This is a genomic window from Nocardiopsis sp. N85, from assembly GCF_028882275.1.
Classification (GTDB): Bacteria; Actinomycetota; Actinomycetes; order Streptosporangiales; family Streptosporangiaceae; genus Nocardiopsis; species Nocardiopsis lambiniae.
This window is the reverse complement of record NZ_JARBUT010000006.1, coordinates 26,409-43,634: the sequence shown is the minus strand read 5'-3', so window position 1 is coordinate 43,634 and position 17,226 is coordinate 26,409. Positions and strand designations below refer to the sequence as shown.

The window sequence follows — 17,226 nt, the reverse complement described above, 5'->3', positions numbered from 1 at the left end:
CCCCCGGACCGCACCGCAGGGCGTCGCCCGGCGGCGGCGCCCCCACCCCAGGACCAGGAGACACGATGACCGACGTCCACATCCTCGACGCGGTGCGCACCCCCTTCGGCCGCTACGGCGGCGCCCTGTCCGGGGTGCGCCCCGACGACCTCGCCGCCCACGTCGTCGGCGCCCTCCTCGAACGCGCCCCCGCTCTGGCCGGGGAGGCCGTCGACGAGGTCGTCCTCGGCAACGCCAACGGCGCCGGCGAGGAGAACCGCAACGTCGCCCGCATGGCCGCACTGCTGGCCGGCCTGCCCACCTCCGTCCCCGGCGTCACCGTCAACCGCCTGTGCGGATCGGGGATGGAGGCCGCGATCCAGGCCGCCCGCGCCGTCCAGACCGGCGACGCCCGACTGGCCGTCGCCGGGGGAGTGGAGTCGATGAGCCGCGCCCCCTGGGTGCTGCCCAAACCCGCCAAGGGCTTCCCCGTCGGCGACGCCGCCCTGCACTCCACCACCCTGGGCTGGCGCATGGTCAACCCGCGCATGCCCGAACGGTGGACCGTGTCCCTGGGCGAGTCCACCGAGGGGCTGGCCGAACGGCACGGCATCGACCGCGCCGACCAGGACGCCTTCGCCCTGGCCAGCCACACCAAGGCCGCCCTGGCCTGGGAGAAGGGCGTGTTCGACGACGAGATCGTCCAGGTGCCCGGCGCCGTGCTGGACCGCGACGAGTGCATCCGCGCGACCTCCGCCGAGAAACTCGCCGCGCTCAAGCCCGCCTTCCGCGAGGACGGCACCGTCACCGCGGGCAACGCCTCGCCCCTCAACGACGGCGCCGCCGCCCTGCTCATCGGCGACGCCTCCGGCGCCGACGCCCTGGGCGTGCGGCCGCTGGCCCGCATCGCCGGCCGTGGTGCGGCCGGGGTCGACCCCGACGTGTTCGGCATCGGCCCGGTCCGCGCCGCCGAGATCGCCCTGGACCGGGCGGGCATCGGCTGGGACGACCTGTCCGTCGTGGAGCTCAACGAGGCCTTCGCCGCCCAGGCCCTGGCCTGCGTCCGATCCTGGAAGGACCTGGACCCCGCCATCGTCAACCCCCACGGCGGGGCCATCGCCATCGGTCACCCCCTGGGGGCCTCCGGTGCCCGGGTCCTGGGCTCGCTCGCCCACGAACTGCGCCGTCGCGGCGGCGGCTGGGGCCTGGCGGCCCTGTGCATCGGCGTCGGGCAGGGACTGGCCGTCGTCCTGCACGCCGACTGATCACCCGGGGAACGGCCCCGCCCGCTCCGTCGATCACCCGAAGGCCCGCACCCCTCACGACACCCTGCCGGGGAACGGCCGTGGGCGGTCGCACGTCCACCCCGACGGGTGCGGCCCGCCGCCACCCGCACGGTCACGGTGTCCGCCACCGGCGAGATCCCGGGCGAGACCGGCGTCCGCGCCGGTGCGCCGGACGTTGGATCCGGTCCGCCGGCCGGAACGCGAGCGGCCGTGTCGCCGCGACGCGCCCGGCCGGCAGGCACTTCCCGCGCACCCGCCGGACCAGGCCCGGCGCTCGGCGGGCTGGGGAGACCGGGCACGCGCCACCCGGCGCGTGCGCCGGATCCGCTCAGCGGGCCGCGATCCGCCTCAGGTCGGGCAGACCGGTGGCCGCCTCCGGCTCGTAGACGTCCGCCAGCGCGGTGAACAGCAGGGCCACCCCCAGAGCGCCGGGGTCGGGGACCCCCATGGCGCGCTCCCCCACGTAGCTGGCGCGCCCGCGCCTGGGGGCGAGGTCCGCCGTACCCGCGGCGCCCCGCGCCGCCGCCTCGGCGGCGGCGGTGAAGGGGGCGTCCGCCCCGTCCCGGGCGGCGGCGCCGAGGGCGTCGGCGGCGGGCGCGAGCGCGTCCACCAGGGTGCTGTCGCCGACCTCGGCGCCGCCCACCCGCTGGACGGCGGCCAGCCCGGCCGCGGCCGCCTCGGCGGCCGACCCCGCGTCGGGCGCACCGTCGTCCGGCCAGGACACCGTCGAGAGCCGCTGGAAGAGGAGCCCGAAGAGCGGGCCGCTGGTGCCGCCCACGTCGTCGAGGAACGCCCGGGCCAGCGCCTCCATGCCGCCGACCCGGGCCCCGTTCCGAGACACGGCCCTGCGCACGCCGCCGAGGAGGTTGTCCCCGAAGTCGCCGTCGCCGACGAGCTGGTCGAGCGCGGTGAGGTCGTCGCGGAACCCCGAGACGGCCTCCGAGAAGCGGTCCAGGACGGCCCCGCCGGACGGTGCGGCGGGGCCGTCCTGCTCCGGTTCCGCCGTCGTTCGCACGACGGCCGCATCCGCGCCGTCCGCCGCCAGGGTGCGGGAGGGGAGCACGAGGGGGGTGTCGGCGGGCGCCGTCCACAACCCGACCCACTCCGGTTCCATCCGGGTGAGGGTGAGGGAGAACCCGGCCATGTCCAGCGCCGCGGTGAAGGTGCCGGGAACGATCGCCAACGGGTCGGCGCCGCGCGCCGTCAGCGCGTCGTACAGCAGCGAGCCGATGGCGTGCAGCTCCAGGCCGGTGGTGGCGCCCAGGCCGTTGACGACGGCCAACACCCGTTCACGCCCGGCGGGCAGCGCCGCGAGCAGGTCGTCGGTCATCCGCTCCACCAGCTCGTCGACGGGCAGGCGCCCGATGGTGCCGGTGCCGCGCTCGCCGTGGATCCCGACCCCGTACTCCAGGGTTCCCGGGTCCAGGGCGAAGGCCGGTTCCCCGGTCGCCGGGGAGGTCTGCGCCCGGGCGGCGACCGCCAGGCTGCGCGACCGCGCCACGATCCTCCCGCCCAGCTCCGCGAGTTCGCCGAGCCCGGCGCCCTGGTCGGCGCGGGCGCCGAGCAGCTTCTCCAGGACGACGGTCGCGGCGGTCCCGCGTCGGCCGGTGGCGGTGTCCCCACCGTCGGTGGCCAGGTCGTCGTCGACCAGGACGGTGGCGACGGGGACTCCGTCGTGGCGCAGGCGTTCGGCGGCGATCCCGAAGTTGATGACGTCGCCGGTGTAGTTCTTGACGATGAGCAGCACGCCGTCGTCCTTGGCGACGGCCGTGCAGGCCGCGTGGATCTGCCGGTTGTGCGGGGAGGCGAAGACCTCGCCGGGGCAGACGGCGTCCAGGCCGCCGGGTCCGAGCAGGCCGGTGTGCAGCGGTTCGTGTCCGGAGCCGCCGCCCGAGACCAGGGCGACGGTGCGGCCGGGCGCGCTGGAGCGCGTGCGCAGGAAGAGCGGGTCGCGGTGGACCTCGATGAGGCCGGGGTGGGCCAGGGCGAGACCGCGCGCGGCGGTCGCGACCGGCTCGGTGGACGGCAGGAAGTGGGTCATCGTCGGTACTCCGTTCGAAGGTGTGCGGTGGCGGGTCGTCGGAGGCGGACGGCGGCCGACCCCGGGCCGATGCGCGGGGGAGGTGCGGCCCGTGGTGTCGCGGTCGAGAGAGGAACCCTTCGGCGTCGTGCGTGCGGTGGCGGGCGGCGGTCCGCCCGCACAGGCCCCCATCCTGCGCGATCCGGGCGCCGATCTCCACAGGGCCCGCCCCGCGCACCCTTTCCCGCGGGTACGCTCGCGCCCCGGCGGTGCGCCGGGAACGGCGGATGCCAACGGCACGGGGTCCGGAGCGATTCCGGGTGCCGGGGGTGACCTTCCGCATCGGTGCCCCGGCGCGTGGACACCGCCGCACGGCGTTCGGCGCTTGTAGGGTCCCAGGGGTACGGACGGATCGCGCCACGGCCCGCCGGGCGGCGATCCGTCGAAGGTGTTCGGATTCTCGGTCCAGGAGCGGACGACCATGGGCACTACGGCTCAGATCGGTGTCACCGGCCTCGCGGTCATGGGACGCAACCTCGCACGCAACTTCGCGCGCAACGGCTACACGGTGGCCGTGCACAACCGGACGGTGGCGCGCACCCGCGCCCTGGTCGAGGAGTTCGGCGGCGAAGGGGACTTCGTCGCGGCGGAGACGGCCGAGGAGTTCGTGGCGGCCCTGGAACGGCCGCGGCGCCTCGTCGTCATGGTCAAGGCGGGGGAGCCCACCGACGCGGTCATCGCCGAGTTCGCCCCGCTGCTGGAGCCCGGCGACATGATCGTCGACGGTGGCAACGCGCACTTCGCCGACACCCGGCGCCGCGAACGCGAACTGCGCGAGCGGGGTGTCCACTTCGTCGGCACGGGAGTCTCGGGCGGCGAGGAGGGCGCGCTGCACGGGCCGAGCATCATGCCCGGCGGATCGGCGGAATCGTACGAGTCGCTGGGCCCGATGCTGGAACGGATCTCCGCGAAGGCCGACGACGGCGCCCCCTGCGTCACCCACGTCGGCCCCGACGGCGCCGGCCACTTCGTGAAGATGGTGCACAACGGCATCGAGTACGCCGACATGCAGCTCATCGGCGAGGCCTACCAGCTGCTGCGCGACGTCGCCGGGTACACCCCGGCTCAGATCGCCGACGTGTTCCGGCGCTGGAACACCGGGCGCCTGGACTCCTACCTCATCGAGATCACCGCCGAGGTGCTGTCCCACGTGGACGCCGCGACGGGGAAGCCGTTCGTGGACGTGGTGCTGGACCGGGCCGAGCAGAAGGGCACCGGCCGCTGGACGGTGCAGATCGCCCTCGACCTGGGCGTCCCCGTGTCGGGCATCGCCGAGGCCGTGTTCGCCCGGTCGTTGTCGGGGCACGCCGACCTGCGCTCCGCGGCCCGGGGCCTGCCGGGGCCGACGCCCCGGACGTTGCCGGAGACGGAGGCCGCCGCCTTCGCGGACAGGGTGGAACAGGCCCTGTACGCCTCCAAGATCGTGTCGTACACACAGGGCTTCCACCAGATCGCCGCCGCGAGCGCGGAGTACGACTGGGGTGTCGACGCGGGCGCGGTGGCCCGTATCTGGCGCGGCGGCTGCATCATCCGGGCCGCCTTCCTGGATCGGATCACCGCCGCCTACGAGGCCGACCCCGGCCTGGTCTCCCTGTTGTCGGACCGGGACTTCGCGGACGAGATCGGCGCGGCCCAGGACGACTGGCGGGCGGTGCTGGCCGCCGCCACGACACAGGGCGTGCCGACTCCGGGGTTCGCCGCGGCGCTGGCGTACTACGACGGGCTGCGCACCGACCGGCTGCCCGCCGCGCTCATCCAGGGGCAGCGGGACTACTTCGGCGCGCACACCTACCGCCGCACCGACGGGGAGGGGACGTTCCACACCCTCTGGGGCGGGGACCGTTCCGAGGTCGAGGCCTGACCGTGAGGAGATGCGATCGGACGGGCGACCGGGACCTCGTGGGAGCCTGGTCCGGAAGCCCCGCCCCAGTCGTGTTCCATGGTCACGTAACGTCACGTGTTGCTACGTGCCGTTGTGTCCCGCACCATCCGAATCCGGATGACGTTCCGTGCCATGTCATGTCCCCCGCTGGCGTCCCGGTCCAAAACTGCGGAGCACAAACGGAGCACACACCGGCCCCTGGCGGCGTCCGATGGCGCCTCGCGAGGTTCTCATCGGTCCTGGGCTGGGTCACGGTGTGCGGCCGTAGTTAGGATCAGCACCCTCATGGGGAACACGAGGCGAGTATTGGTACGGAGCAGCGAGAGGCAGAAGTATGCGCTGACCTCGGACGAGGACAGCGCCGACTTCTGGGGCTTTGCTCACGAGGCAGAAGGGTTGTTCACACCGCTGCCGGAGGGAGACGGAACACGTCGAGTGCGTCTTGCGAAGTGTCTCCCGAAAGGTGGCCTGCAGAAAAGCGTGGACCACATCGGTAGCCGTCGCGCCGTGGCCGGGAACGCCTGGTTGGACCTTCTCGACGCCGACGGTGCCACCATGGGGTCTTACTTCGTCAACGAGGTCACCGTCATCGATGTCAAGCCCTCCATCTGTGGAGCCGGTCTCGTCGACCTCACCATGACCCTGTGGTGCGAGGCGGCCCTGCCCGGGGCGGACCTGGTGTGGGACCTGGTTCGTAAGGGACACCTGAGCCGTACCGGCATGTGGTGCGAACTCGCCTGTGAGGACAAACGGGCGTGGCTGTCAGTGGCGCTTCAGTCCTCGCAGTACCGACGCCGGGGGAAGCCGGCCAGTTCTGCAGGCCAGGTGTTCACCGTGGACGGTCGACGCATCGTGGACAGGGATAGTTTTTACTGTGCGATCGGTGAGGCCATCAACGGGCCGGGTGGGTACTTCGGCTGGAACCTTGACGCTTTGGAGGACTGCCTGAGAGGAGGTTGGGGCGCCACCACTCCGTTTTCCCTGCATTGGGATTTCTCGGCCGAGTCCAGAGCACGGTTGGTGGAGTGTGTGCCCACTGCTCGGGGCGATGTTTCTCTGTTCGACCTGTTCCTGGAGATATTCGAGGGGCGGGGTGTAAGCGTCATCCTTCGGTGATAGCCGGTCACTTTCGAGCATCATCCTGGGAAATGCTGCTTCCGGCTCTTTTGGGTGGGGGTGTTCAAGGATGCCGAGGGCGACATGTCCTGGGCGCGTGGGATCGCCTCCTGTCACTCGCCACCGCCCCAGGGCTCGTGCAAGTTCCGGCTTGGTGCAGATCGTGCGGTTCGGGTAGATCACGGCCGTACACGCAAACAGGCACGGGGACCCGTGATCATTGTGGTGTCGAAGCCAAATGATCCCGAAGGTCTCTCGTGCCCGCCCTCTCATCATCCACGGTCCCGGCGGTGCTCGCCAAACTCGCACCCCTTGACCCCCGCGACACTGCGGACCTGCGCGCCTACCTGGCCAGGGTCCCCGACCCCCGCTCACGCCGGGGCCGCTGGTACCCCCTGGCCTGCCTGCTGACCATCTGCGCCTGCGCCGTGGTCTCCGGAGCCAGAACCATCGAGGAGATCACCGAATGGGGACAACGCGCCCCGGACGCGCTCTTGGAAGCGATCGGCGTGCGCCCCCACCCACTGCGTCGAAGGCGCTCCCCGGCGGCCTGCACCATCGACCGCGTCCTGTGCCACATCGACCCACACGCCCTGGACACCACCGTGTGCGCCCACCTCGCCGACCGCCACCGCACCACCACCGAGAACACCCCCAACGGCGACAAGGACACACGGCCCGCACACCAGGCGATCGCCGTGGACGGCAAAGCCCTCAAAGGATCGGCTCGAACCGACCAGCCGCACCGTCACCTGCTCTCGGCCCTGACCCACCACCTCCCCGCCACCCTGGCCCAGAGCGAGGTCGGCGCCAAAACGAACGAGACCCACTTCCTCCCCCTGCTCCAGGGCCTGGACCTGGCCGGGCACGTGATCACCTGCGATGCCCCGCACACCGTCCAGGACCACCTCAAGCGGCTCGTGGAGGACAAGAAGGCCCACTACGTGGCGGTGGTCAAGACCAACCAGCCCACCCCGCACGCCCAGATCTCGGCCCTGCCCTGGGACGCGGTGCCCCCCGCCCACACCCGCTCGGAGAAGGGCCACGGGCGCCGCGAGTCCCGGTCGATCAAGGTCATGGGCATCGCCGACAGCCTCGGAGGCATCTGCTTCCCCCACGCCGGACTCGCGTTGAGGATCCACCGCCGTCGGCAACAGGCCGGTCAGAAGCAGACCCGCCGGACGGTCTTCGCCGTCACCGGCCTGGACGCCCACCAGGCCACCCCCGCCCAGCTCGCGGCGCTGGTCCGCGGCCATGGGGCGATCGAGAACTCCAACCACCACATCCGGGACGTGACGTTCGGCGAGGACGCCTCCACCGTTCACACCGGTGGTGCTCCCCGGGCGATGGCCGCGTTGCGCAACCTGGCCATCGGGGTGCTGAAGGTGGCGGGGGCGGTCAACATCGCCAAGACCACCCGCGCGATCCGGGACCTACCCGAACACGCACTCCCGTTCTTCGGGATCGGTCACGAACCCGACCTCTCGGGAACTTGAACGAGCCCTGACGCACCGGGTCAGGTGTTCACCTGGGATATCACCCGGTTGAAGGGCCCGGGCCGGGGCGAGTACTTCCACGCCTACGTGGTCATCGACATCTTCTCGCTAGGTGGCCGCGTTCACGGTGGAGCGGTCCGAGTCCGGGATCCGTGCCGCGGAGCTGATCAGCGGCCTGGCCGCCGCCAACGGGGTCCCGCCCGGGGTGGTGCACGCCGACCGGGGCGCGGCGATGACCTCCAAGGAGGTGTCGCAGCTGTTGCCGGACCTGGGGATCGAGCGGTCGCACTCACGCCCGAAGAACTCCAATGACAACCCTTACTCCGAAGCGCAGTTCAAAACGGTCAAGTACGCGCCGGACTACCCGCAGGAGTTCGAGTCGCCGGCGCACGCTCGCCAGTGGCTGGAGGCTTTCATGGCCTACTACAACCACGAGCACAGGCATTCGGGGATCGGATACCACACCCCTGCATCGGTGCACTTCGGTACCGCCGGGCAGGTCCGTGACCAGCGGGCACGGACCCTGGCCGAGGCCTACACGGCCCATCCAGAGAGGTTCTCTCGCCGACCGGAACCACCTCGGCTGCCCGAGACGGTCTGGATCAACGATCCCTCCAGACGCAGGGAGGCCGCGCTACAGAACCCATGACCGGCTCACCGTTTCATTTGATTTGACACTTACCGGACCGGGCGATTATGACAGCGCGTCCCGAGATGTGGGAGGGGCGTCCGGAGTGGCTCGCGCCGTGACCTGTCTGTAAGTGGAAGGGCGCTCTTCGCTCAGTTGATGTCCCACAGCAGTACGGTGTTGTCCGAGCTGCCGACGGCGAGTGTGGTGCCATCGGGGGAGAAGGCCACTGAGTTCACGGTTTCGTTGTGGTCGAGGCCAGAGATCGCTTCTTCCGCGGCGATATCCCACAGCAGCACAGGCAAAGGGAAGGCGCAGTTGCCGGTGGCGAGTGTGGTGCCGTCGGGGGAGAAGGCCACCGAGTAGACGTAGAGGCTGCAGTCCAGGGTGGTGAAGTGCTCACCGGTATCGGCATTCCACAACCGCACGGTCCAGTCATCACCACCGGTGGCGAGTGTGGTGCCGTCGGGGGAGAAGGCCACCGAGGTCACGTTGTGGTCATGGCCCCGCAGGGTGGCGATCTCCTCGCCGGTGTCGACATCCCACAACCGAGCGGTGTCATCATCGCTGCCGGAGGCGAGTGTGGTGCCGTCGGGGGAGAAGGCCACCGAGTTGAGGAAGAACTCGTGGCCTTCCAATACTGCGGTTTCCTCGCCGGTCTCGATATCCCACAACCTCACAATGTCATCCATGCCGCCGGTGGCGAGTGTGGTGCCGTCGGGGGAGAAGGCCACCGAGCGCACGGAATGGGTGTGCTCCAGGGTGGTGACGTGCTCGCCGGACTCGATGTCCCACAGTCTCACGGTGTCGTCCCAGCTGCCGGTGGCGAGTGTGGTGCCGTCGGGGGAGAAGGCCACCGAGGACACCTGATCGCTGTGATCATCCAGACTGATGATTTCTGTGCCGGTAGCGATGTCCCACAGCAGTACGGTGTCGTCCGAACTTCCGGTGGCGAGTGTGGTGCCGTCGGGGGAGAAGGCTACCGAGTTCACGTCGCTGGAGTGGCCGTCCAGAATGGTGATCGCCTGACCGGGCTCTTCGCTGGCGGAGGTCTCATCGCTAGGTGAGCTGCTATCGCTGGACGAGGCATCCGCATTGGAGGAGGACCCGTCGCTGAAAGCGGTGTTCCGTGAGAGAAGGCCGCCGATGGCGGCGATGGATACGATCACGGCTCCCGTAGCCAGAAGGGCATTCCTTCGGGTCCTGTTTCCTTCATCCCGCTGAGGGGCGGGGTCTACCCGTGTCATGGGAACAGGGTGTTGGGCGGGTGCCGGTTCTGGGGCAGAGGACGGTTTCCCGGTTTTGGGTTGTGTGGGTCTGCCGACCTCGGGTTCGGGGTTTGGAGGCGGTGGTTCGTTCGGGGGAAGCGAGGGTTCCTGTTCAGTGACGGAGATGTCCTGGACCGATGGCGTGGGTTTGGGGTCACCGGCTTGTGGGGGTGATGGATCGCTGACCGGGGGGGTGTAGGCGACGGTGGCGTCTGTTCTGGGCGGGGGCCATGAGTCGTCGAGGTCGAGTGATTGGAAGCGGGTCAGGATCTGTGCTGGGGTGGGGCGTTGGTCGGGGCCGTGGTTCCAGCAGTCGGTGATCAGTTCCCGCGTGATGGCGTCGATGTGTCCGGGGTCGGGTGCGGGGCTGATGATCTTGCGCAGGGTTTCGGCCATCGTGGACCCCTGGAAGGGGTTGGTGCCGGTGGCCGAGTAGGCGAGGACTGTGCCGAGGGAGAAGATGTCCGAGGCGGGGCCGACGTGGGAGCCGTCGGTCTGTTCGGGTGACATGTAGGGCAGGGTGCCGAAGACGGCGCCGTGGGTGGTCATGCTGTCGGCGTCCAGGGGGCGGGCGATGCCGAAGTCGATGATGCGGGGGCCGTCGTTGGCGAGGATGATGTTGTCGGGTTTGAGGTCGCGGTGCACCAGTCCGGTCTCGTGGATGGCGTCAAGGCCTTCGGCGAGCCCGGTGGTCAGGATGTACAGGGCTGGTGGGGTGATGGGCCCGTTTTCGCGGACGGTCTGGGTGAGGGTGGGGCCGGGGATGTGCGCGGTGGCGATCCACGGAGCGTCGGCATCGGGGTCAGCGTCGATGACCTGAGCGGTGTGGAAGCCGCCGACTTTGCGGGCGCTGTCGGCTTCGCGGGCGAAGCGGGCTCGGAAGCCTGCTTCGGAGGCGAACTCGGGGCGGATGACCTTGATGACGATCTGGCGGCGGGATGGGGTGCGGGCGAGGTAGACCTGGCCCATGCCTCCGGTGCCCAGGCGTCCGGTCAGCGGGTATCTGCCGATGTGTGAGGGGTCGGTGGGGTGGAGGGGGTCCACGGTGTTGGCCTTCTACCCGGAGGGAGGGGGAGCGTTCGGGTGGGCTCTGTTTGGGTTGGTTGGTTGTGTCACCCGATTGTGGCGTGGGAACCGCTGTGGGGTAAGGGGTTTCGACTGAAACGGCCACAACCGGTCCTGTGGGGCGACAGGGCGTGCCTGGGTCCAGCCGGGCCCACACGGTGGCGTCGGGGCGGCTGTGGGGCGGACACGGGACCGTCCCCGGGCGCGGCCCTGCTGGGTCATGGGGTGGCAAAGTGCTCCGGAGGTGGGTGCCGCCTTGTACTGGGGCTTGTACTGGGGAGCACGTATGGAGCACTTGAGGGCCCGGAACGCGGCGAGGTCCTCGTGTAACCCCTTTGAACTGGGATTTTGTGGCGCACCCGGCAGGATTCGAACCTGCGGCCATCGGATTAGAAGTCCGGTGTCTTCGTGCCTCTACGTGCCACGGAGTGCCGTTTCGTCCCTATCCATCCGATCACCGCTGTCGTTTCGTGTCAAGAGATGCCGCCCGATGTCGTGCCAGTACGGAACTGCGGAGCACCAACGGAGCACGAACGGGCGGTGGGCGGCGTCCGATGGCACCTCGCGAGGTCCTTGAATATCAGAAGCGACCTTGGTCTTCTGGTCGGGCAGGTAGGTCGATCCATGTGCGTTGGAGGTTGTTCCCGTGTCGTCCACACCGCTGTTCTCCACCTACCGCCAGGGCGAGAACCGGGTCACCTCGTCGATGCTCGCGGTCTTCGAACGGATCGGCCTATCCCTGGTCGAGGAGATCCTGGCCAAGGCCTCGGGCGAGGCCACGCTGGAGACCGTCACCTTCACCAACCAGCCCAAGGCTGGTAAGGGATCGGTTCCCGACGCGCGGACCTCTGCGGACTTCACCTACCTGTTCGAGGTCAAGACCGTCCGCGGCACGGTCCGCGCGAAACAGCTCCGTTGCCACCTGGAGGACCTGAAAGAAGGGCCGGGCCGGTATCTGTTCGTGCTCACACCCGACGCCGTAAGGCCCGCTGCGCTCGACGTTGTGGTTGACAGGCGTGTGGTGTGGTTCAACTTCGCAGCCCTGTACGACGCCATCACAGCCGTGGTGGACGACGCCTTCCTCGCACCCTCCGAGCGCGACCGGTTCCTGCTGCGGGAGTTGCAGGCGCTGTTCGACAACGACGGCCTGGTGACTTCTGCCGAGGTGGTGGTCGTGGCCGCCAGCCAGGCCTACCCGGAGTACCTGGCGTCCTCGGCCTACATCTGCCAGCCTGGCCGGGCCTTCCGGGAAGGGCTGACCCACATGGGCTTCTACGCTCAGCAGGCCATCCAACCGCACCTGGCCCGCATCCTCACCTGCGAGGACCACGTGCCCTTCACGTATGAGGAAGTGCTGCGACGAGAGGGCAACGGCGGCAGGGACGCCCGTATCGGAGGCCTGATCCGTGCCTCCTTGGAGGCTGGGGTCCGTGAGGAGGGGCAGGAGTACATGGTGTTCCTGCTCTCGGGGCCGGAGGCCCCTGAGACTGTGGTGTTGGAGTCGCCGGTGGTCAATGACACGGTGGCCGCCTCGGGGCGCCCGTGGGCGTGGACGATGGGCCAGCGGTATGTGTCCCTGGCCGCTCTGCGCAGGCCCGGGGTGCGTACCACCAGCGACCTTGAGACCTCCTGACCATTCCATACCGGCCAGGGGCCGGTCTGGTGTTGCCGCTGAACAGGCTGCTGGTCGCCTCTCGCCCCCGCATGAGCGTTCGGGTAAGGGCCAATAGGAGAACCGGCCCAGGCCTGCCGCAAGGACGAAGCTTCTACCGGCGCTGGCGGTGCTGGGCTTGGCGCAGGCGAGCACTAATGTGGTCGGGTAGATCGATGACAAGGACCTCGACTCCCAGGTCCCGCAGGGCGGTTGCAGCCCATGAGCGTTCGCCGAGAAAAGGCCGTGCCGCCTCCCGGTCGGACAGACAGAGCACCATGCGCGGCCTGGGGTAGAGCGTGGAGGAGATCCACACGAGCTTCAGCGCGTCGGACAGGACCTTGTGGCGCTGTGCGGCCTTGACGGGCCCCTGGTGCGCCCACGCCTCCACGAGCACTGTGAGGTTCTGGTCGGCTCCATCGACTTCCACCCGAACCCCGGTGGGCGTGAGGATCCTGCGAGGGTCCAGCCGGGTTCCGAGCAGCGCGCTGGCCGCGTCCAGGATGATGCGTTCAGCGTGCTGTTGTTCGATTGAAGCGCCGGGTGGCATGGAGGAATCGGTGGGCTGTGTCCCGCCGATGGCATTGACGATCTTGCCTTTAGGGCCCTTATAGCGGTGCAGACGCCCCTCGTCCGCTAGTTTGCGGCATGCCTGGTTGATGCTTTGGCGGGGAGACACGTCGAGCTGGCGGGCGAGTTCGTCGTCATCCCATCCCCGTCCGCTCTTGCCCAGGAAATCGAGGACGCGTTGGGCGATCGTCACGGTGGACTCCTGGATGCAGGTGCGTGCGGGCGGAGAAGCAGGCGTTCCCAGGACAAATCAAATCAGGTGACGAGAGAATCTGTTATTGACCACGTGTCAATCTTTCTAGTTCGTCGTCAAAGTTGCGCTGGAGATCCTCCGGGAGTTCAAAGGTAAGCTTCATGTCAAGTGATATGGGCTCAGTGCTTCCGTTGGCGATTCTTTCCATTGCGTCTTCTATATTATTAATATAATTTTCCGTGAAGTTTCTAACTTCTTTGATTGGCTGTTCAACGAACAGTGCAGCTATTTCCAGAAGATTTTCTGAATCTTCTGAAACCCGAAGAGATCGTATCTCGTTGCCCCAGTCTATTAGCTGCTCATATGTGGTCATTAAGCGCTCGCCCATGTGCTTGATGGATTCGGGGTCTCCAGGTTCGCCAGGGCGACCGAAAGAAATTTCTTGGGCACGCCTCGATATAATTTTCTCCAGGTTCCCGGAAATCTTTATAACTTTGGATATCTTATCGGTTAGCTCGTTTCCTAAAGAAAAGTCATCAACTTGGGGTCCTACGGACATACTGTAGCCCAAGTGGTAGTCCCTCCACTTGGGTTCGACCTCTTGCATGAATTTTTTAAGGTAGTACCCGAATAGGAGGTACTCCCAGCCGTCGGGTCGATCGATGAGCAGTTCTATTCGCTCACTTTCGTCTTGGGGGACACTCGTGGAGAGGCTTCTACTGTTTTCCATCGTTTTCCCCTTCTTGGGTTTTGGATCGTTCTAGCTCTTTGGGGAGTATTTCTGCAGAGATTCCTGAGAATTCGGCTCGAAATTTCATCCCCCTGTCTCGCGTGATTACTTTTAAATTTTTTCCGGAAACGGATTGGAAGTAAGACGCCTGACGGATTATTTCGTCGTCTACTCGGGAGAGGCGGGTGTGCCCAAGGGGTTCATCTGTGATTTGAATGTGTACGCCATCTCTTGCTCTCGCTCTTTGAAAGGGATTTGTGTGAGAAATTAGGCGATCCAAAGATGCTAGAGGGACTCGTGCCTTGTGTTGTTTGGTGTCCTTTAATTTATCTAGCTCGTCTATAACCGCCAAGGGAAATACGAGACATGCATATTTGGATCCTGCTAGTTTTTGCCAGTCCACCATCTCGAATGGCTTTCCGTGTACTAGGACGTTGGTGTCCAATAGGATAAGACTTTCATTTTCTTTGGCGGTGAGAATATTCCTATAATGTTCCATTTGATCGATCAATGCAGAAATGAGATCAATTTTATCTTCGATCTCTAGGCGGATGAGCGAGTGTGGTCGGTGTGTGGAGGCGGAGATGGCTCGGATTTGCCAGTATCTCTCAGAGTGAATTTTTTGTGAAGCTTCCCTATCTTGGTAAATTTCCCTCAGTCTCAGTTCGGCTTCTTCTGTCCACATCAGATATCTGTTAGAGGAAATCGCTGGATCTCCGTTCGATTCCCCGATTAGGTTTCTGAGGTTCTGTAACAGGCCGGCGAGTTTTTCTGTGGCCAGTGAGTGGTCGTTGTTATTTTTGAGAAAATGCCAAGTCATTTTTTCTTTGTTTCTTTTTGGTGGAGATCTTTGTGTTGGATTGGGTTGTCTGTTCTCTCTGATTTTCTCTTGAGCTGCTCGAGTTTTCTGCTTTCAGCCTTGATGTCTTTTGTGTGCCTTTTTGTCCGTATGTCGCTTTCTGGGGTGTATTGGTTTGGGTGGTTTCTTGCCTCATGTTTTCATGACAGTGTAGCCATGGGTTCTCGACTTGCGAAGCCTAAAATATGGGCATGCTTAGGTTCCTGGATGCCGTGCTCTGCTGGAACCCCCGTCTCCGAGGTTGGATAGCTGTTGACCTGCTGTCCCACGCAGTGCAAGCGGAGGAATGGGGGCTCAGAGTGGCCCATCTCAGTGAACGACGGTCCTCGGGGCTGTGGTTCCTCTGGACCTGTGCCTTTGACTCTGGGACCTTGCCGAACGAAGGCAGCACGTCGTCTATCTCGGTCCTTGAAGCGTGGTTTGGGCTCTACCAGACCATTCTGTTGTCGTTCGGACCAACGCTGGTGATGACGCCTTGGACAGCGTTCTTGCCGAGTCTGGTCGAGGCTGTGGTGCGCCGGGATCGCCTCCTGTCACCCGACGCATCCGGCGCTGCCTATCGGTAGGTGGACCAGCGGGTGGTGGCGTCCCCGTGTCGGAGGGTGTTCATGCGGTGTTGCCACTGGGTGCGTAGGCCGGGGCTGGTGTTGAGGACCGGGAGGACGCTGGTGACGAGTCTGAGTTCGCGGAGTCGGCGCAGGACGGGGAACCCGGGCCAGGTGAGGACGTCGAAGCCGTACTCGGCCGCGAGTGGGGTGTGGTGGTCCACGGGGTAGTCCATGCGGACCTTACCGACCGCAGCGGGGGTCAGGTCCCATTCGCGGGGACCGTGGCTGAGGCTGTCGAAGTCGCAGATCACCGGCCCTTGGGGGCCGGGGATGAGGTTGCCCATGAACGGATCGCCGTGCAGCACCCCGGCCGGGAGCTCGAACTCCAGGTCCTGGACTTGGAGTTCGAGGTGGTCGGTGCGCTCGGTGAGGAAGACCCGGTCGGCTTCGGCCAGCCCTTCGGCATCGGCGATGCGGCTGCGGATGCGGACGAACGGCTCCCACGACGGCAGCGCGAACCCCGGGGCGGGCAGGGTGTGGATGTGCTGGAGGATGTGCCCGAGGTCGCCGCCGGTCGGCTCAGGCCCGGTGGAGGGCACCAGGTGCCAGAAGGTCGCCGTGGCACCGGCGGCCCGGACCGGTTGGGGAATCTCCTCGACCAACCGCACCGCCGGGGCGTCGTGCCGGGCGAGCCACCGGGCCGCCTCGATGACCACGGGGACTCGCTCGGCGACGGTCGCCGATCCGGCGATGCGCACCACCAACCCCGCCCCCGGGAGGCGGTAGACGGCGTTGTTGGTGAACTTGATCAGCTCGGCGTCATCGGCCGCACGGGAGCCGATCCCGGCCTCCTCGCACAACGCTGCGAGGACCTCGTGGACGCGGTCGCGGGTGAGGGCGAAGCGGGGGCCGGTGGAGGGGGCGGGAGTGGTGCTCATGATGTGCGAAGGGTAGCAATGTCGGCGGCCAGATCGGCGGTTTCTCCTCGGGTCCGGTAGGCCAGGGCTGCTTGCTGGAGCGGGGCGAGGCGGTCGATGACGCGCACGGAGCGGACGCGGCGGGCGAGGTCGACGGCCTGGTGGCCGATGCGGACTCCTTGGTCGGGGTCGCCGTTGCGCAGGTGCGCGGTGGCCAGGGTGGTCAGCTCGAAGGCCTGGCTGCGCCCCATTTCCGGGCTGCGGGCCTCCACGGCCCGGTACAGGTGCTCGGTCGTGGCCGTGTACGCACGAGGCGAGGGTGTGGGGAGTGCGGCGTTGACGACCCCGGACATGGCGTCCAGGTCGGCTTCGTGGAAGAACCGCACCCACGGTGTGGTGTCCGAATCGGCGCGGGCGAAGGCGTCGTGGGCCCGAGCGAGGGAGTCCAGGGAACGCTTCTCGTCATCGAGAACGGCGTAGGCCCATGCCGCGTTGGCGCACATGAGCGCCACGGTGCGCTCGCATCCGGAGTCCTGGGCGGCGATCTGTCCCAGTTGCAGGAACCGGAGTGCTCAGCTCCGGAGAGTTCGCTGGAGTTTGGTTACTGTGGTCATCCCTGCGCTTCTCCTTCCAAAGGAGCCCCCTGTGTGCGGTAACTGCGGTCGTCCACGCGGCGAAGGACAAGGAGGCTGCACCTGTATCCCGTCCTTGATGTGGCGTGACCCTGAGGTCGTTGCCGCTGTTCGAGACCGTGATGCTCGGAGTGTGATCCGCTTCCTGCGACACCACGTTGAGGACCTATCACAGGAAGCGCTGGCCCGGATGTGCGGGGTGGCCCAGAGCACGATCGCCCGAGCTGAAGCGGGCCACGGGCTGACCGACCGACGCAAAGCCATCGAGGCCCTTCGAGGACTCGGGGCACCGTTGAAAACGGAAGGACCTCACCTTCCTCAGCCCC

At 67.1% G+C, this 17,226-nt stretch carries 13 protein-coding genes, 1 tRNA gene and 1 pseudogene; 7 read left to right on the top strand and 8 right to left on the bottom strand.

The window, feature by feature from the left end; translation table 11 throughout:
• The first annotated feature begins 65 nt into the window (after nucleotides 1-65).
• Nucleotides 66-1,244, top strand: a complete 1,179-nt coding sequence (locus tag PWG71_RS10505) for a thiolase family protein (RefSeq protein ID WP_274809436.1) — start codon at nucleotides 66-68, stop codon at nucleotides 1,242-1,244.
• Nucleotides 1,245-1,593: 349 nt separating this feature from the next.
• Here the strand turns inward: PWG71_RS10505 and PWG71_RS10500 are convergent, their stop codons facing one another.
• Nucleotides 1,594-3,306 carry a dihydroxyacetone kinase subunit DhaK gene (locus tag PWG71_RS10500; protein ID WP_274809434.1) on the bottom strand — a complete coding sequence of 571 codons (1,713 nt, stop codon included), beginning with the start codon at nucleotides 3,304-3,306 and terminating at the stop codon, nucleotides 1,594-1,596.
• A 460-nt stretch (nucleotides 3,307-3,766) separates the two neighbouring features.
• Between PWG71_RS10500 and gndA the strand changes: the two genes are divergently transcribed.
• The 4 genes from gndA to PWG71_RS10480 all read left to right on the top strand — a co-directional run bounded on the left by gndA (nucleotide 3,767) and on the right by PWG71_RS10480 (nucleotide 8,488).
• Nucleotides 3,767-5,206: an NADP-dependent phosphogluconate dehydrogenase gene (gene gndA / locus PWG71_RS10495; protein WP_274809433.1), complete on the top strand. Its 1,440-nt coding sequence runs from the start codon at nucleotides 3,767-3,769 to the stop codon at nucleotides 5,204-5,206.
• Between the two features lie 306 nt (nucleotides 5,207-5,512).
• Nucleotides 5,513-6,343 (top strand): barstar family protein, encoded by an 831-nt coding sequence (locus tag PWG71_RS10490; protein WP_274809432.1) that lies wholly within the window; start codon nucleotides 5,513-5,515, stop codon nucleotides 6,341-6,343.
• Between the two features lie 290 nt (nucleotides 6,344-6,633).
• Nucleotides 6,634-7,839 (top strand): ISAs1 family transposase, encoded by a 1,206-nt coding sequence (locus PWG71_RS10485; protein WP_274809430.1) that lies wholly within the window; start codon nucleotides 6,634-6,636, stop codon nucleotides 7,837-7,839.
• A 112-nt stretch (nucleotides 7,840-7,951) separates the two neighbouring features.
• A complete protein-coding gene (locus PWG71_RS10480; RefSeq protein WP_274809428.1) occupies nucleotides 7,952-8,488 on the top strand; it encodes an integrase core domain-containing protein in 537 nt (178 codons plus the stop codon).
• Nucleotides 8,489-8,619: 131 nt separating this feature from the next.
• On the opposite strand, the gene PWG71_RS10475 is transcribed toward PWG71_RS10480, so the two are convergent.
• A complete protein-coding gene (locus PWG71_RS10475) occupies nucleotides 8,620-10,779 on the bottom strand; it encodes a WD40 repeat domain-containing serine/threonine protein kinase (RefSeq protein ID WP_274809427.1) in 2,160 nt (719 codons plus the stop codon).
• Nucleotides 10,780-11,151: 372 nt separating this feature from the next.
• Nucleotides 11,152-11,232 (bottom strand) — tRNA-Arg (locus PWG71_RS10470).
• A 214-nt stretch (nucleotides 11,233-11,446) separates the two neighbouring features.
• Here PWG71_RS10470 and PWG71_RS10465 point away from each other — a divergent pair.
• Nucleotides 11,447-12,433, top strand: a complete 987-nt coding sequence (locus PWG71_RS10465) for a hypothetical protein (RefSeq protein WP_274809425.1) — start codon at nucleotides 11,447-11,449, stop codon at nucleotides 12,431-12,433.
• A 133-nt stretch (nucleotides 12,434-12,566) separates the two neighbouring features.
• Here PWG71_RS10465 and PWG71_RS10460 read toward each other — a convergent pair whose 3' ends face one another.
• The 5 genes from PWG71_RS10460 to PWG71_RS10440 all read right to left on the bottom strand — a co-directional run bounded on the left by PWG71_RS10460 (nucleotide 12,567) and on the right by PWG71_RS10440 (nucleotide 16,771).
• Complete coding sequence (locus PWG71_RS10460; RefSeq protein WP_274809424.1) at nucleotides 12,567-13,214, bottom strand: hypothetical protein; 648 nt, start codon at nucleotides 13,212-13,214, stop codon at nucleotides 12,567-12,569.
• Nucleotides 13,215-13,296: 82 nt separating this feature from the next.
• Nucleotides 13,297-13,944, bottom strand: coding sequence for a hypothetical protein (locus tag PWG71_RS10455; RefSeq protein ID WP_274809422.1), 648 nt, complete (start codon nucleotides 13,942-13,944; stop codon nucleotides 13,297-13,299).
• On the bottom strand, nucleotides 13,931-14,764 hold the full coding sequence (locus PWG71_RS10450) for a PIN domain-containing protein (protein WP_274809420.1): 834 nt from the start codon (nucleotides 14,762-14,764) through the stop codon (nucleotides 13,931-13,933). The genes PWG71_RS10455 and PWG71_RS10450 overlap by 14 nt, the downstream gene beginning before the upstream one ends.
• Nucleotides 14,765-15,359: 595 nt before the next feature.
• The gene (locus PWG71_RS10445) at nucleotides 15,360-16,289 is read right to left on the bottom strand and encodes a phosphotransferase (RefSeq protein WP_274809418.1); all 930 of its coding nucleotides are present in this window, start codon (nucleotides 16,287-16,289) and stop codon (nucleotides 15,360-15,362) included.
• Entirely contained in the window at nucleotides 16,286-16,771 is a 486-nt protein-coding gene (locus PWG71_RS10440; protein WP_274809416.1) for a hypothetical protein, read from the bottom strand. Before PWG71_RS10440 ends, PWG71_RS10445 begins: the two co-directional genes overlap by 4 nt.
• Between PWG71_RS10440 and PWG71_RS28685 the strand changes: the two are divergent.
• Nucleotides 16,770-17,180: pseudogene (locus PWG71_RS28685) on the top strand (helix-turn-helix domain-containing protein); the annotation flags it as partial. The gene PWG71_RS10440 and the pseudogene PWG71_RS28685 sit on opposite strands and share 2 nt — an antisense overlap.
• Nucleotides 17,181-17,226: the final 46 nt, after the last annotated feature.

Bases quoted from the DNA above. Each gene is read 5' to 3' on its own strand.
- PWG71_RS10505 (WP_274809436.1), top strand. From the start codon at position 66: ATGACCGACGTCCACATCCTCGACGCGGTGCGCACCCCCTTCGGCCGC.
- PWG71_RS10500 (WP_274809434.1), bottom strand. From the start codon at position 3,306: ATGACCCACTTCCTGCCGTCCACCGAGCCGGTCGCGACCGCCGCGCGC.
- gndA (WP_274809433.1), top strand. From the start codon at position 3,767: ATGGGCACTACGGCTCAGATCGGTGTCACCGGCCTCGCGGTCATGGGA.
- PWG71_RS10490 (WP_274809432.1), top strand. From the start codon at position 5,513: ATGGGGAACACGAGGCGAGTATTGGTACGGAGCAGCGAGAGGCAGAAG.
- PWG71_RS10455 (WP_274809422.1), bottom strand. From the start codon at position 13,944: ATGGAAAACAGTAGAAGCCTCTCCACGAGTGTCCCCCAAGACGAAAGT.
- PWG71_RS10450 (WP_274809420.1), bottom strand. From the start codon at position 14,764: ATGACTTGGCATTTTCTCAAAAATAACAACGACCACTCACTGGCCACA.
- PWG71_RS10445 (WP_274809418.1), bottom strand. From the start codon at position 16,289: ATGAGCACCACTCCCGCCCCCTCCACCGGCCCCCGCTTCGCCCTCACC.
- PWG71_RS10440 (WP_274809416.1), bottom strand. From the start codon at position 16,771: ATGTGCGCCAACGCGGCATGGGCCTACGCCGTTCTCGATGACGAGAAG.